Source organism: Azospirillum palustre, from assembly GCF_002573965.1.
Taxonomy (GTDB): Bacteria; Pseudomonadota; Alphaproteobacteria; order Azospirillales; family Azospirillaceae; genus Azospirillum; species Azospirillum palustre.
This window is the reverse complement of the sequence record NZ_PDKW01000042.1, coordinates 745,203-759,685: the sequence shown is the minus strand read 5'-3', so window position 1 is coordinate 759,685 and position 14,483 is coordinate 745,203. Positions and strand designations below refer to the sequence as shown.

Here is a 14,483-nt window from a genome sequence, read left to right as displayed (position 1 = left end):
CCCGGACCTGCGCCCCGTGCGTCCGATGCGCGCCCTGTGTCCGGCAAACCGCGTGCGCCCCGTGCCGTGGATGTCGCCGCAGCGGCGGAGGTGTCGATTGCCACCGTTTCGCGCGTCTTCAACAATCCGGAAAAGGTCGCCCCGGCGATCCGCGAACGCGTGCTGGCGACCGCCAAGGCGATGGGCTGGATGCCGCATGCCGCCGGAAGTGCGCTGGCCCGCCGCCGCACCTCCATCGTCGGGGCGGTGATCCCCACCCTCGACAACGAGGTGTTCGCCGCCCAGGTCGGGGCGATGCAGGCCGCCTTCGCCGACCGCGGCATCACGCTGCTGCTGAGCTGCTTCAATTACGACCAGGATCAGGCGGCGCACGACGTCCAGGCGATGCTGGCCCGCGGGGTGGAGGCGCTTGCCATCGTCGGCGAGGCGCACCGGCCCGATCTGTTCGCCAGCATCCAGGCCCGGCACATTCCCTATGTCGTCACCTACAGCCACCGGCCAGACAGCCCGCATCCCTGCATCGGCTTCGACAACCGGCAGGCCTTCCACACCATCGCCCGCCACCTGCTCGACCTCGGCCACGAAACCATCGGGGTGATCATCCAGCCGACCGCCGGCAACGACCGTGTTTCCGCGCGCCTGGACGGGGTGCGCGCGGCGCTGGCCGAACGCGGCCTCGGCATCCGCCCACAGCATCTGTGCGAAGGGGAATGGAGCATCGATTTCGGCCGGCAGAGCGTGCGCGCCATGCTGGCGACCGATCCGCCACCGACCGCGGTGATCTGCGGCAACGACTATCTCGCCCTCGGTGCCCTGCTGGAGGCGCGGGCGATGGGACTGTCGGTGCCGCATGACCTCAGCATCACCGGCTTCGACGACATCGCCATCAGCCGCCAGCTCGACCCGCCGCTGACCACCATGCACGTCGACAATCACGAGATCGGCCGGCGCGCCGCCGCCTATCTGCTCGCCTGCCTGGAGGGGAGCCGGCCGGCCAAACTGCCTCCGCTGGTGCCGACCCTGATCCGCCGGGGAACGACGGCGGTTCCGCACACTTAACGCGGCGCCGCCGCCCCTTGCAGGGACGCGAGGCAGCGCTCCTCCCACTGGCGGCAGGAGTCCAACTCGTCGAACAGCCAGTCGCGGAAGAGCCGGACCTTCGGCAGGTCGAAGGACGACTTCAAGGTCACGAAGCCGTGCCCCTGCGCCTTGAGCGGCCGGGGCGGGAACGGGATCACCAGCCTGCCCGACTCCAGTTCCCGCCGGGCGAGCAGCAGGCTGTCCAGGCAAACCCCCATCCCGTTCACCGCGGCGTTGATCGCCATGAAGGACCGGTCGAAGCGCAGGCCGCGCTCCATGTCCAGTTGTACGCCGCGATGCCGGCGGGCCCAGTCGCGCCAGCCGACGATGTTGATTTCCGAATGGATCAGGATATGGCGGCTCAGATCCTGCGGCCGGCGGATCGGGTTCAGGCCATTGGCCAATTCCGGGGCGCACATCGGCACGATGGTGTCCTCGGGGAACTGGGCCATCACGCAGCCGGACGGCGGCGGACCGGGTTTGTAGCGGATGTCGATATCCACCGCCCCCGTCGTCAGATCGATGGGTGAAACCGAGGCCTGCAACCGGATGTCGATGGCCGGGTGAAGCTCCTTCACGCGGTTCAGTCGCGGCATCAGCCATTGCGTGGCGAAGCTCGGCATCGAACGCACGGTCAGGATGGTGGTGCCGGCCCCGGCGGTGGTGGCGTTGCGCGTGGCGGTGTCGATGCGGGCGAAGGCGGCGATGATTTCGGCGGCATAGGCCCGCCCCGCGTCGGTCAGCGTCACCGACCGGTGAACCCGATGGAACAGCGGAAAGCCCAGCTGCTCCTCCAGAAGCTTCACCTGATGACTGATCGCCGACGGCGTCAGCCCGAGATCCTGCGCTGCGGTTGCAAAGGATTGCAACCTCGCGGCAGCCTCGAACGCTTGCAACGCCTTGATTGAGACCCGCTTCCGCATCGCAGCATTTCAGTGAATTCAATTCATCCAATTGCGATCTTATTCGTTTGTCAGGCTCACCTCAAGAACATAGTATTTCCTCAACGGTCGGCCGAACGAACCATCAGCGGACCACACCGAACACCCCGATAGCCCGACAAAACTCCCAACAAATCCGATGCTCCGTCGCGGCACCCGCATGGCCGCCACGGCGGAGCCTGCTTCGAGAAGAGGAAGCGACCATGCTGCTGTCCAACAAGGTCTGTGTGATCACCGGGGCGGCGTCGCGCCGCGGCATCGGCCGGGCGACCGCCAAGCTCTTCGCGCTGCATGGCGGGCGCGCGATCATCCTGGATCTCGACGCCGCCCAGGCTGCCGAAGCCGCCGCCGAACTGGGCGAGGCGCATCGCGGCTTGGCCTGCGACGTGACCGACCGCGACGCCTGCTTCGCCGCCGCCAACCGCGTGGTGGAGGAGTTCGGCCGCATCGACGTGCTGGTCAACAACGCCGGCATCACCCAGCCGCTGAAGTTCATGGACATCGGCCCGAAGAATTACGAGGCGGTGACCGACGTCAGCCTGCGCGGCACGCTCTACATGAGCCAGGCGGTCGTCCCCCACATGCGGGAGCGCAAGTCCGGCTCCATCGTCTGCATCTCGTCGGTGTCGGCGCAGCGCGGCGGCGGCATCTTCGGCGGCCCGCATTACAGCGCGGCCAAGGCCGGCGTGCTGGGGCTGGCCAAGGCGATGGCGCGCGAACTGGGGCCGGACAATGTCCGCGTCAACTCGGTCACGCCCGGCCTGATCCAGACCGACATCACCGGCGACAAGCTGACCCCGGAACTGCGGACGGAAATCCTCAAGGGCATTCCGCTGAACCGCCTGGGCGACGCCGACGATGTGGCCCGCTCCTGCCTGTTCCTGGCGTCCGAGCTGTCCTCCTACGTCACCGGCGCCACGCTCGACGTCAACGGCGGCATGCTGATCCACTGATCCCGAAATGCTGGAGACACCTCCCGTGGACACCGCAATCGACTCCACCCCGCTGGGGCACAATGTGCCGCTGGCCGAACGCGCCTACCGCATCCGCCGCAACGCCCTGCTGATGGGCGAGGTGCAGGGCCAGGGCTATATCGGGCAGGCGCTGGACATCGCCGACGTGCTGGCGGTCTCCTACTTCCACGCCATGACCTACCGGCCCGAGGACCCGCACTGGGAGGGGCGCGACCGCTTCCTGCTGTCCAACGGCCATTACGCCATCGCGCTCTACGCCGCCCTGATCGAGGCCGGCATCGTCCCGGCCGAAGAGCTGGAAACCTACGGCAGCGACGACAGCCGCCTGCCGATGTCGGGCATGGCCGCCTACACGCCGGGCATGGAGATGTCGGGCGGGTCGCTCGGCCTCGGCCTCGGCATCGCGGTCGGCATCGGGCTCGGGCTGAAGCGCAAGAACTCCGCCAGCCGCGTCTACACCCTGTTCTCCGACGGCGAGCTGGACGAGGGCTCGGTTTGGGAGGCCATCATGTCGGCCGCCCACTACAAGCTCGACAATCTGATCGCCATGGTCGACGTCAACAACCAGCAGGCCGACGGCCCGTCGACCCAGGTGATGGCGTTCGAGCCGCTGGTCGACAAGCTGGAGGCCTTCGGCTGGTTCGTCCAGCGGGTCGATGGCAACGACATGGACGCGGTGGTCGCCGCCTTCGACGCCGCGAAGTCCTACCCGGAGCCCAAGCCGCGGATAATCGTCTGCGACACCAAGATGGGCAAGGGCGTGCCCTTCCTCGAAGCCCGCGAAAAGAACCACTTCATCCGCGTCGACGCGCACGAATGGCAGCTGGCGCTGGACGCGCTCGACGCCGGGAGAACCGCATGAGCACCGCCGCCACCACCCCCGGCTCCAACGCCGCCAAGCCGCGCCTGAAGACCTCCGCCATGATCGCCTCCATCGCGGCGGAGGGGCAGCGGACGAAACCGGCCCCCTTCGGCCATACGCTGGTCGAGCTGGCGAAGCAGCGGCCGGAGATCGTCGGCATGACCGCCGATCTCGCCAAATACACCGACCTGCACATCTTCGCCCAGGCCTTCCCGGACCGCTTCTATCAGATGGGGATGGCCGAACAGCTGCTGATGGGGGCGGCGTCGGGCATGGCGCATGAGGGCATGATGCCCTTCGTCACCACCTACGCCGTCTTCGCCTCGCGCCGCGCCTACGACTTCGTCCACCAGACGATTGCGGAGGAGAACCGCAACGTCAAGATCGCCTGCGCCCTGCCGGGCCTGACCTCCGGCTATGGCCCGAGCCATCAGGCGGCCGAGGATCTGGCGCTGTTCCGCGCCATGCCGAACATGGTGGTGATCGACCCCTGCGATGCGCACGAGATCGAGCAGGTGGTGCCCGCCATGGCCGCCCACAACGGCCCGGTCTATATGCGCCTGCTGCGCGGCAACGTCCCGCTGGTGCTGGACGAGTACGACTATAAATTCGAACTCGGTAAGGCCAAGCTGCTGCGCGACGGCGCCGACGTGCTGGTCATCTCGTCCGGCATCATGACGATGCGGGCGCTGGAGGTGGCGCAGCGGCTGGAGGCCGACAGGATCGGCGTCGCCGTGCTGCACGTCCCCACCATCAAGCCGCTCGACACCGGGACCATCCTGCGCGAGGCGGCCCGCACCGGCCGCATGGTGGTGGTGGCGGAGAACCACACCGTCATCGGCGGGCTGGGCGAGGCGGTGGCCGGCACCCTGCTGCGCGCCGGCGTCACCCCGGTCTTCCGCCAGATCGGCCTGCCCGACGAGTTCCTGAAGGCCGGCGCCCTGCCGACCCTGCACGACCTCTACGGCATCTCCACCGATGCGATGGCGGCCAGCATCAAGGGCTGGCTGTAAGGGCCTTCGGGACGCGGGGAGGACGCCTCCCCGCTGTCGCCGCCCTAAAAGGCCAAACCCCAAAAAACCAATCATAGACCTCCGGAGAGGAAACCATGCTCAAGATGCCGCCCTTCCGCGCGACCTCCTTCCGCCCCAGCCGCCGCGCCGTTCTGGCCGCCGTCGGCGCCATGCCGCTGGTCACGATCCTGAAATACCCGGCGGACGCCGCCGAGTTCCAGTTCAAGTACGCCACCGGCCAGGACCCGACCCATCCGGTCAACATCCGCGCCCAGGAAGCGATCGACCGCATCCGCGAGGCGACTTCCGGCAGGCTGGACATCAAGCTGTTCCCGGCCAACCAGCTGGGCAGCGACACCGACCTGCTGGGTCAGGTGCGCAACGGCGGGGTCGAGATCTTCAATCTCAGCTCGCTGATCCTCGCCACCTTCGTCCCGGTGTCCGGCATCACCAGCATGGGCTTCGCCTTCAACGACTACAACGCCGTCTGGCAGGCGATGGACGGCGATCTTGGCAAGCACATCCGTGCCGAGATCGCCAAGACCCCGATCATGACGCTCGGCAAGATCTGGGACAACGGCTTCCGCCACGTCACCTCCTCCACCCGCGTCATCAAGACCGCCGACGACATCAAGGGCTTCAAGATGCGGGTGCCGCCGGCGCCGGCCTTGACCTCGCTGTTCAAGGCCATCGGCGCCGCTCCCGCCCCGATCAATTTCAACGAGCTGTATTCGGCGCTCCAGACCGTGGTGGTGGAGGGGCAGGAAAACCCGCTGGCGATCATCGCCACCGCCCGCCTGTACGAGGTGCAGAAGACCTGCAGCCTGACCGGCCATGTCTGGGACGGCTACTGGGTGCTGGGCAACAAGCGGGCCTTCGCCAAGCTGCCGGCCGATGTCCAGGGGATCGTCGGCCGCGAACTGGACCGCTCGGCCGACGACCAGCGCGCCGACATCGCCGCCCTGAACGACAGCCTCCAGAAGGATCTGGCCGCCAAGGGGCTGACCTTCCACACCGTCGACCGCGAGCCGTTCCGCAAGGCGCTGTCCTCGACCAGCTTCTATCAGGAGTGGAAGGACAAGTACGGCGCGACCGCCTGGGAACTGCTGGAGAAGGTGTCCGGCAAGCTCGGCTGAGACCGTCCGGGCTGAGACCGTCCAGACTGAGACTGCCGTCCATTGAGACTGCCGTCGATTGCGACCCGGCCGACCCGCCCCCCCGCTCTGAACCCGGTCCGAATGGCGCCGGCTTCACGGGCGGCGGGTCCAGGTCGGCCGTCCCGTCCACCGATCGTCCTTCCGAAGGGCTGGCCTCATGAACACTCCCATCAATGCGGCGACGTCCGTCGCTCACGGTTCCGGGCAGCCGTCCGGCAGCCAAGCCCGCTGGCTCGGCCAGCTCGACCGGGGCATCGGCCTCCTCGTCGAACTTCCGGCGGCGCTGCTGGTGCTCGCCGAGGTCGGCGTGCTGCTGGTCGGCGTCATCTGGCGCTATCTGCTTCACAGCCCGATCATCTGGTCTGACGAGCTGGCCTCCATCCTGTTCCTCTGGCTCGCCATGTTCGGCTCCGTCGTGGCGTTGCGCCGGGGCGAGCATATGCGGATGACGGCGCTGGTCGGCATGCTGGGACCGCGCGCCCAGGCCTTCCTCGACGTGCTCGCCATGACGGCGGCGCTGGCCTTCCTGCTGCTGATGGCCGAACCCGCCTATGAATTCGCGTCGGAGGAGGTGTGGGTCACCACCCCGGCTCTCGACATCGCCAATTCCTGGCGCGCCTCGGCGCTGCCGGTCGGCATCGTCCTGATGATCTCGGTCGCCCTGCTGCGGCTGGCCCGTGTCGGCCGCGCCGCCGACGTGCTGTGGGCGGCGCTGGCGGTGGTCACGACCATCGGTGCGGCGGTGCTGGCCGGTCCGGTCTTCGCCGGGCTCGGCAACCTCAACCTGCTGCTGTTCTTCGTCGTCGGCGTCGGCGTGATGGTGTTCCTCGGCCTGCCCATCGCCTTTTCCTTCGGGCTCGCCACCTTCGGCTATCTGTCGCTCGCCACCTCGACCCCGGCCATCGTCATGGTCGGCCGCATGGACGAGGGGATGAGCCATCTGATCCTGCTGTCGGTGCCGCTGTTCGTCTTTCTCGGCCAGTTGATCGAGATGACCGGCATGGCCCGCGCCATGGTCGGCTTCCTCGCCAGCCTGCTCGGCCATGTCCGCGGCGGCCTGTCCTATGTGCTGATCGGTGCCATGTATCTGGTGTCCGGCATCTCGGGCTCCAAGGCGGCGGACATGGCGGCGGTGGCGCCGGTGCTGTTCCCCGAGATGAAGGCGCGCGGCGCCAAGCCCGGCGATCTGGTCGCCCTGCTGTCCGCCACCGGCGCCCAGACCGAAACCATTCCGCCCTCGCTGGTCCTGATCACCATCGGGTCGGTCACCGGCGTGTCCATCGCCGCCCTGTTCACCGGCGGATTGCTGCCCGGCATCGTGCTGGGGGTAGCGCTTGGCGGGCTGGTCTGGTGGCGCTATCGCGACGAGGACCTGTCCCATGTCCGCCGCGCCAGCCGGGGCGAGATCGGCAAGGCGTTCCTGATCGCCATGCCCGCCATCGCCCTGCCTTTCATCATCCGCGCCGCGGTGATCGAAGGTGTCGCGACCGCGACCGAGGTGTCGACCATCGGCATCGTCTATGCCGTGATCGCCGGGCTGCTGGTCTACCGCCAGTTCGACTGGCGCCGCATCTATCCGATGCTGGTCGATACCGCGGCCCTGTCCGGCGCCATCCTGCTGATCATCGGTGCGGCTACCGGCATGGCCTGGGCGCTCACCCAGTCCGGCTTCTCCAATACCCTGGCGACGGCCATGCGCGACCTGCCCGGCGGCGTGCCGGTGTTCATCGCGGTGTCCATCGTCGCCTTCATCATCCTGGGCAGCGTGCTGGAGGGTATCCCCGCCATCGTGCTGTTCGGCCCGTTGCTGTTCCCCATCGCCCGTCAGATCGGCGTGCATGAGGTCCATTATGCGATGATCGTCATCCTGGCGATGGGCATCGGCCTGTTCGCCCCGCCCTTCGGTGTGGGCTATTACGCCGCCTGCGCCATCAGCCGCATCAGCCCGGACGAAGGCATGAAGCCCATCCTGGGATATCTGGCGGCGCTGGCAGTCGGGCTGATCGTCGTCGCGGCGTTCCCCTGGGTGTCGATCGGCTTCCTCGGCTGACCCGCTCCGGCACCGGCCTCTCTCCCCTTCACAGTCTCCGCATCCAAGGACACCGGACAATGACGATTGTCGGATTCATCGGCCTCGGGTCCATGGGAATGCCCATGGCGAACAACCTGCTGGCCAAGGGCTTCGCCGTGCAAGGCTTCGATGTCCGCGGCGACAGCGTCGCCGCCCTGGCGGCGCGCGGCGCCCGGCCGGCGGCCAGCGCGGCGGCGGCGGCGGCCGGTGCCGATGCGCTGGTGCTGATGGTGGTGAATGCCGCCCAGGCCGAGCAGGCGCTGTTCGCCGACGGCGCGCTGGAGGCCTTGCCGGACGGATCGGCGGTGATCCTGATGGCGACCTGCCCGCCGGGAGCGGTGGCCGCCCTGGCGGCGCGGGTGGAGGCGGCGGGCCGCCGCTTCGTCGACGCGCCGGTGTCCGGCGGGGTGGTGGGTGCGGTCGCCGGCACCCTGTCGATCATGGCGGCGGCACCGGCCGCGGTGGTGGAACGGCTGCGCCCGGTGCTGGCGGCGATGGGGGACAAGGTCTTCCATGTCGGCGAGCGGCCGGGCCAAGGCGCCACGGTGAAGACCGTCAACCAGCTGCTGTGCGGCGTCCACATCGCCGTGGTCGCCGAAGCCTTCGCGCTCGCCGCCAAGGTCGGCGTCGATCTCGACATCCTGCTGGAGATCATGAGCGGTTCCGCGGCGTCGAGCTGGATGCTGAAGGACCGCGGTCCGCGCATGTTGCAGGCCGACCCCGGCATCACCAGCGCCGTCGACATCTTCGTCAAGGATCTCGGCATCGTGCTGGAGGCCGGCCGCGACACCAAAGCGGCCTTGCCGCTGGCGGCCGTCGCCCATCAAATGTTTCTCGCCACCTCCGGCCGCGGAGAGGGGGCGATGGACGACAGCCAGGTGATCCGCAGCTACCACGCGCTCAACGGAACAGGCCAGGCTGCGGAACCGATTGGAAATACCGGCCAGACCGGTTGATCCTGGCGGAAAGGAATGCGATCCTGCGCCCTCATCAGCGGGCGGGCAGGATGTCATCGAACACGTCACCGAATGGCGGCAGGCGTCTGACGATCGGGATCGTCGACGACGATCCGGCGGTCCTCCAGATGGTCGCCGACCTACTTTCCGGGGAAGGGTACGAGACGGTCCGCTGCCCCGACGCGGCGACGCTGATGACCGTGCTCGGTGCCGGACGGCTCGACCTGATCGTTCTCGACCTGCGGTTGCCCGACCGCGACGGCATCTCCATCGCCGCCCAGGTGCGGGGCACGATGGATGTCCCGATCATCATGCTGACCGGCCGCGGCGACGACATCGACCGCATCATGGGGCTGGAGGTCGGCGCCGACGACTACATCGTGAAGCCGTTCAACAACCGCGAATTCATCGCGCGGGTGAAGGCGGTCCTGCGCCGCACCGCCCGCGAGAGCGTTCCCGTCCCGGCTCCCTGTAAGCGCGGCTACCGCTTCGCCGGCTTCACCCTGGACGAGGACGGGCGGCGGCTGTTCGACCCGGCGGGCAAGCCGGTGCCGCTGACGGTGGCCGAGTTCGACCTGCTGGTGGCCCTGGTCCGCGCCCATGGCCGGGTGCTCAGCCGCAACCAGATCCTCGACCTGACCCACCATGACCGGGACGACGTCTTCGACCGGACCATCGACGTGCTGATCCTGCGCCTGCGCCGCAAGATCGAGCGCAACCCGCAGCAGCCCTGGCTGATCCGCACCGAGCGCGGTCTGGGATATGTCTTCGACTGCGACATCGAGGCGTTCGGCCACTGACCGGGCCACTGAGCAGCCATCCCCCACAGCCGGGCTTCTGTTAACAAAGTTACAGCCACTCCCTTGAAGCGTGACATTCGCCGTTCACCCTGGCCGCTTACGCTGGGGAAGCGAACAAATGTGCAATCGTCAAAAATCAACCCGAACTCCAAGGGAGGAGTGTTCCGTGACATCCGCTGGCTACTGGATCAAGTCGCTCGGCCTCGGCATCCTGGCGGCCGGCTCCGTGATCGCCCTGACGGCGACCCCGGCCAAGGCGCAAGGCCCGCTCACCGTTCTCTGCGGCGTGCAGGAGGAATGGTGCAAGGCGATTGCCGTCGCCTTCGAGAAGAAGACCGGCACCGCCGTCGCCATGAGCCGCAAGAGCGCCGGTGAGGCGCTGGCGCAGATCCGCGCCGAGTCCGCCAACCCGAAGACCGACGTCTGGTGGGGCGGACCCGGCGACCCGCATCTGCAGGCGGCCGAGGAAGGGCTGACGATGGCCTACGAAAGCCCGCAGTTCGCGGACCTCCAGCCCTGGGCGCAGAGCCAGTACAAGCAGTCGCAGGGGCGCAGCGTCGGCATCTATGCCGGTGCGCTCGGCTTCGTCTACAACACCGAGCTTCTGGCCAAGCGCAAGATCAGCGCGCCGAAATGCTGGGCCGACCTGCTGCGTCCGGAATTCAAGGAAGAGATCCAGATCGCGAACCCCAACGCGTCGGGCACCGCCTACACGGCGCTGGCCACCCTGGTCCAGGTTCTGGGCGAGGATGGGGCGTTCGATTACCTGAAGAAACTGAACGACAACGTCAACCAGTACACCAAGTCGGGCAGCGCCCCGGCCGCCGCCGTCGCGCGCAGCGAAACGCTGGTCGGCATCATCTTCATGCATGACGGCATCAATCAGAAGGTGAACGGCTTCCCGGTCGATGTCGCCGCCCCCTGCGAGGGCACCGGCTACGAGATCGGCTCGGTCAGCATCATCAAGGGCACGAAGAACCTCGACACCGCCAAGGCCTTCTACGAGTTCGCCCTGTCGCCGGAAGGCCAGGCCACCGGCGCCGAGACCAAGCAGTTCCAGATGCCGTCCAACCGCAAGGCGGCGATCCCGCCGGAAGCGCCGAAGCTGGAGGCGATCCGCATGATCGACTACAACTTCCAGAAATTCGGCACCGCCGAAGAGCGCAAGCGCCTGCTGTCGCGCTGGGACGCCGAGATCAAGGCCGTCGCCAAGTAACGGCTGCCGAACAGCGGTTGCAGCGTAACCGCCTACGGTCTTTCCCATCGATCAGGACATCCGTCGCCCCCCTCCCCCGTCAAAGGGGGGAGGGAAGGGGCGGTCATGCCCGGATCGCAAAAATTCGCAGGTGAAGTGATGCGTCCTCGTTCAGCAGTCTGGCTGGCGCTGGGGTGGGTGGGCTTCGCCCTGCTGCCCTGGTTCGCCGGCAGCGGCACCCAACCAGAACTTGCACCGCCGTCCCCAGGCCCGGCCGGCTCCGCCCTGATCGACGGGCTGACCAACGGGCGCTGGTGGCTCCTGCCCGCCGCCCTGCCGCTGATCCTGGCACTCGTCGCCACCGCCCTGCCCCGGCTCCACGCCCGGCAACCGGCGATCCTGCTGGCGAGCGGAGCCTTCGGGCTGGCCTGGACCGCCGCACAGGGCTTCGCCATCGGCCTCAACGGCTGGGCTTGGGGTTGGCTCGGCGCGCTGTTCGGCCCGCTGCCGCTCGGCCAGGGCGGCTTCGGCGCCGGGGCGGCGCTGACCGCGCTGTCCTTCCTGTTCCTGATGACCAACGGCTTCGCCGGTCTGGGCTTCATGAAGGGCGACCGCTTCACGGCAGGCGCCATCGGGCTGGTGCTGGCGGCCATCGCCGCCTTCGTCTTCCTGCCGGTCGGCTATGTGCTGAGCGGAGCCGGCGACACCGGAACAGGCGCCTTCTCGGCTGCGGCGCTGTGGTCACGGCTCACCGCCCCCGACATCTGGCGCCTGTCCTGTCTGACCGAGGCGAAAGCCTGCGGGGTGGTGTGGAACAGCGTCTTCCTGGCGGTGATGACCGGCATCGCGACGACCCTGCTCGGGCTGGCCTTCGCCCTGGTGGCGGTGCGCACCGGCTTCCGCGCCAAGAAGCTGCTGCGCGTTCTGACCGTGCTGCCGATCATCACGCCGCCCTTCGTCATCAGCCTTGCCGTGATCCTGCTGTTCGGGCGCAACGGCACCGTCACGCTGGTGCTGGCCGACTGGTTCGGCATCCCGGTCTCGCGCTGGATCTACGGGCTCCCCGGCGTGCTGCTGACCCAGACGCTGGCCTTCACGCCGATTTCCTTCCTGGTGATGATCGGCGTCGTGCAGGGCATCGGCCCTTCGCTGGAGGAAGCCGCGCAGACCCTGCGGGCGAGCCGCTGGGTCACCTTCCGCACCGTCACCTGGCCGCTGATGCGTCCCGGCGTCGCCAACGCCTTCCTGATCAGCTTCATCGAGAGCCTGGCCGACTTCGGCAACCCGCTGATCCTCGGCGGCAATTTCGAAGTGCTGTCGACCAAGATCTATTTCGCGGTCGTCGGCGCCCAGAACGACCCCGGCCGTGCCGCCGCACTCGGCATCATCCTGCTCTGCATGTGCCTCGGCGCCTTCTGGGTGCAGCGGCAATGGCTCGGCAAGAAGTCCTACGCGACGGTCGGCGGCAAGGGCGACAACGGCATCCCGTCGCAGCTTCCGCGCGGCATCAAGATCGCCGCCTATGCCACCGCCCTGCCCTGGGCCGCCTTCACCTTCGTGCTCTACGGCCTGATCCTGTTCGGCGGCTTCACCGAGAACTGGGGCCGCAACAACAGCCTGACGCTGCGCCATTATCTGGCGGCCTTCGACCTCAGCTGGGGTCCGGGCGGGCTGATCTGGTCCGGACGGGCCTGGGGCTCGCTGTTCACGACCCTCGAGGTCGCCGCCCTGTCGGCGCCGCTGACCGCCGCCGTCGGTCTGCTGACCGCCTATCTGCTGGTGCGCCAGCGCTTCAAAGGCCAGGGCGCCTTCGAGTTCCTGACGATGCTGAGCTTCGCCATCCCCGGCACGGTGATCGGCATCAGCTACATCCTCGCCTTCAACCAGCCGCCGATCGAGCTGACCGGCACCGTCACCATCCTGATCGTCTGCTTCGTCTTCCGGAACATGCCGGTCAGCATCCGCGCCGGCGTCGCCGCCATGTCGCAGATCGACCGCAGCCTCGACGAATGCTCGCTGACGCTGGGGGCCGGCAGCGTGCAGACGATCCGCCGGGTCATCCTGCCGCTGCTGCGCCCGGCCATCGTTGCCTCGCTGGTCTACAGCTTCGTCCGGGCCATCACCTCGATCAGCGCGGTGATCTTCCTGGTCAGTCCGAAATACGAGCTGGCCACCGCCTACATCGTTGGCCGTGTCGAGCAGGGCGATTTCGGCCTCGCCATCGCCTACAGCTCGGCCCTGATCGTCCTGATGTCGATCGTCATCGCCCTCATCCAGCTGCTTGTCGGCGAGCGCCGCATCGGCCGCCGCACCGCCACCCCCGTCACGCTTCAGGAGAAGCCGGTATGAGCATCGCCAGCAAGCCCGCGGGCGTCGAGTTCCGCAACGTCAGCCGCCGCTACGGCAACACGGCGGCGGTGGACAACGTCAGCTTCACCATCGATCAGGGCACCCTCGTCACCCTGCTGGGGCCGTCCGGCTGCGGCAAGACCACCACGCTGCGCATGATCGCCGGGCTGGAGATGGCGAGCAGCGGAACCATCCTGATCGGCGGCAAGGACGTCACCCGGCTGTCGGCGACCGACCGCAACGTCACCATGGTGTTCCAGTCCTACGCCCTGTTCCCGCACATGAGCGTGGCCGACAACGTCGCCTACGGGCTGGTGGTCAGCGGCGTGCGCAAGCGCGACGCCGCCGCCAAGGCGGCAGAGGGGCTGGAACTGGTCGGGCTCGGCGGCTACGGCCAGCGCCTGCCGAGCGAGCTGTCCGGCGGCCAGCAGCAGCGCGTCGCCGTCGCCCGCGCCCTGGTGCTGGAGCCGGAGGTGCTGCTGTTCGACGAGCCGCTGTCCAACCTCGACGCCAAGCTGCGCCGCAAGATGCGCGACGACATCCGCGAGCTTCAGCAGAAGCTCGGGCTGACCTCCGTCTACGTCACCCACGACCAGGAGGAGGCGCTGGCCGTCTCCGACCGGATCATCGTGATGAACAGATCGGTGATCGCCCAGACCGGCACGCCGGACGAGCTGTACCGCCGGCCGAAGAACCGCTTCGTCGCCGACTTCATCGGCGGTGCCAACCTGATCGACGGCGAACTGGTGGGGCGCAGCGGCGGCATGGCCACGGTGGCACTCGGCCGGATGACGCTGTCGGTCCCCGATCCGGGACTGCCGGCCGGCGAGGTGCTGCTGGCTGTCCGGCCGAACGCGATCCGCCTGCGCACCGTGTCGGCCGGCGAGAGCGGCGGAGACGGCATCCCGGTCACGGTCCGCAAGGCGACCTATCTCGGCTCGCACATGGAGTATGGGCTGGTCAGCGAGTTCGGCGACCTGTTCGTGGTCGATCCGAACGTCGCCAATCCGGTGCCGGCGGGGGCCAGCGCGCTCGCGACCTTCACCGGCGACGGCATCGCCGCCGTCGCACGCTGAGGCCCTCCG

General features: G+C 68.2%; 12 protein-coding genes. 11 read left to right on the top strand and 1 reads right to left on the bottom strand.

What is annotated here, in order from left to right; all coding sequences use genetic code 11:
- Window positions 1-66 precede the first annotated feature (66 nt).
- The gene (locus CRT60_RS20890) at window positions 67-1,059 is read left to right on the top strand and encodes a LacI family DNA-binding transcriptional regulator (protein ID WP_244592663.1); all 993 of its coding nucleotides are present in this window, start codon (window positions 67-69) and stop codon (window positions 1,057-1,059) included.
- On the opposite strand, the gene CRT60_RS20885 is transcribed toward CRT60_RS20890, so the two are convergent.
- Entirely contained in the window at window positions 1,056-2,003 is a 948-nt protein-coding gene (locus tag CRT60_RS20885; RefSeq protein ID WP_098738440.1) for a LysR substrate-binding domain-containing protein, read from the bottom strand. The genes CRT60_RS20890 and CRT60_RS20885 overlap by 4 nt on opposite strands.
- A 221-nt stretch (window positions 2,004-2,224) precedes the next feature.
- On the opposite strand from CRT60_RS20885, the gene CRT60_RS20880 reads away from it, so the two are divergent.
- The 10 genes from CRT60_RS20880 to CRT60_RS20835 all read left to right on the top strand — a co-directional run bounded on the left by CRT60_RS20880 (window position 2,225) and on the right by CRT60_RS20835 (window position 14,474).
- Window positions 2,225-2,974, top strand: coding sequence for an SDR family NAD(P)-dependent oxidoreductase (locus CRT60_RS20880; protein WP_098738439.1), 750 nt, complete (start codon window positions 2,225-2,227; stop codon window positions 2,972-2,974).
- Between the two features lie 25 nt (window positions 2,975-2,999).
- The gene (locus CRT60_RS20875; protein ID WP_098738438.1) at window positions 3,000-3,857 is read left to right on the top strand and encodes a transketolase; all 858 of its coding nucleotides are present in this window, start codon (window positions 3,000-3,002) and stop codon (window positions 3,855-3,857) included.
- Complete coding sequence (locus CRT60_RS20870; protein ID WP_204562041.1) at window positions 3,854-4,870, top strand: transketolase family protein; 1,017 nt, start codon at window positions 3,854-3,856, stop codon at window positions 4,868-4,870. Before CRT60_RS20875 ends, CRT60_RS20870 begins: the two co-directional genes overlap by 4 nt.
- A 95-nt stretch (window positions 4,871-4,965) precedes the next feature.
- Window positions 4,966-6,006: a TRAP transporter substrate-binding protein gene (locus tag CRT60_RS20865; RefSeq protein WP_193548452.1), complete on the top strand. Its 1,041-nt coding sequence runs from the start codon at window positions 4,966-4,968 to the stop codon at window positions 6,004-6,006.
- 178 nt (window positions 6,007-6,184) lie between these two features.
- Entirely contained in the window at window positions 6,185-8,077 is a 1,893-nt protein-coding gene (locus tag CRT60_RS20860) for a TRAP transporter large permease (protein WP_098738436.1), read from the top strand.
- Window positions 8,078-8,136: 59 nt separating this feature from the next.
- Window positions 8,137-9,054, top strand: a complete 918-nt coding sequence (locus CRT60_RS20855; RefSeq protein WP_098738435.1) for an NAD(P)-dependent oxidoreductase — start codon at window positions 8,137-8,139, stop codon at window positions 9,052-9,054.
- A 50-nt stretch (window positions 9,055-9,104) separates the two neighbouring features.
- Window positions 9,105-9,854, top strand: a complete 750-nt coding sequence (locus tag CRT60_RS20850) for a response regulator (RefSeq protein WP_098738434.1) — start codon at window positions 9,105-9,107, stop codon at window positions 9,852-9,854.
- A gap of 166 nt (window positions 9,855-10,020) precedes the next feature.
- Entirely contained in the window at window positions 10,021-11,070 is a 1,050-nt protein-coding gene (locus CRT60_RS20845; RefSeq protein WP_244592660.1) for an ABC transporter substrate-binding protein, read from the top strand.
- Window positions 11,071-11,208: 138 nt separating this feature from the next.
- The gene (locus CRT60_RS20840; protein ID WP_098738432.1) at window positions 11,209-13,398 is read left to right on the top strand and encodes an ABC transporter permease; all 2,190 of its coding nucleotides are present in this window, start codon (window positions 11,209-11,211) and stop codon (window positions 13,396-13,398) included.
- Window positions 13,395-14,474, top strand: coding sequence for an ABC transporter ATP-binding protein (locus tag CRT60_RS20835; protein WP_098738431.1), 1,080 nt, complete (start codon window positions 13,395-13,397; stop codon window positions 14,472-14,474). Before CRT60_RS20840 ends, CRT60_RS20835 begins: the two co-directional genes overlap by 4 nt.
- The last annotated feature ends 9 nt before the right edge of the window (window positions 14,475-14,483 follow it).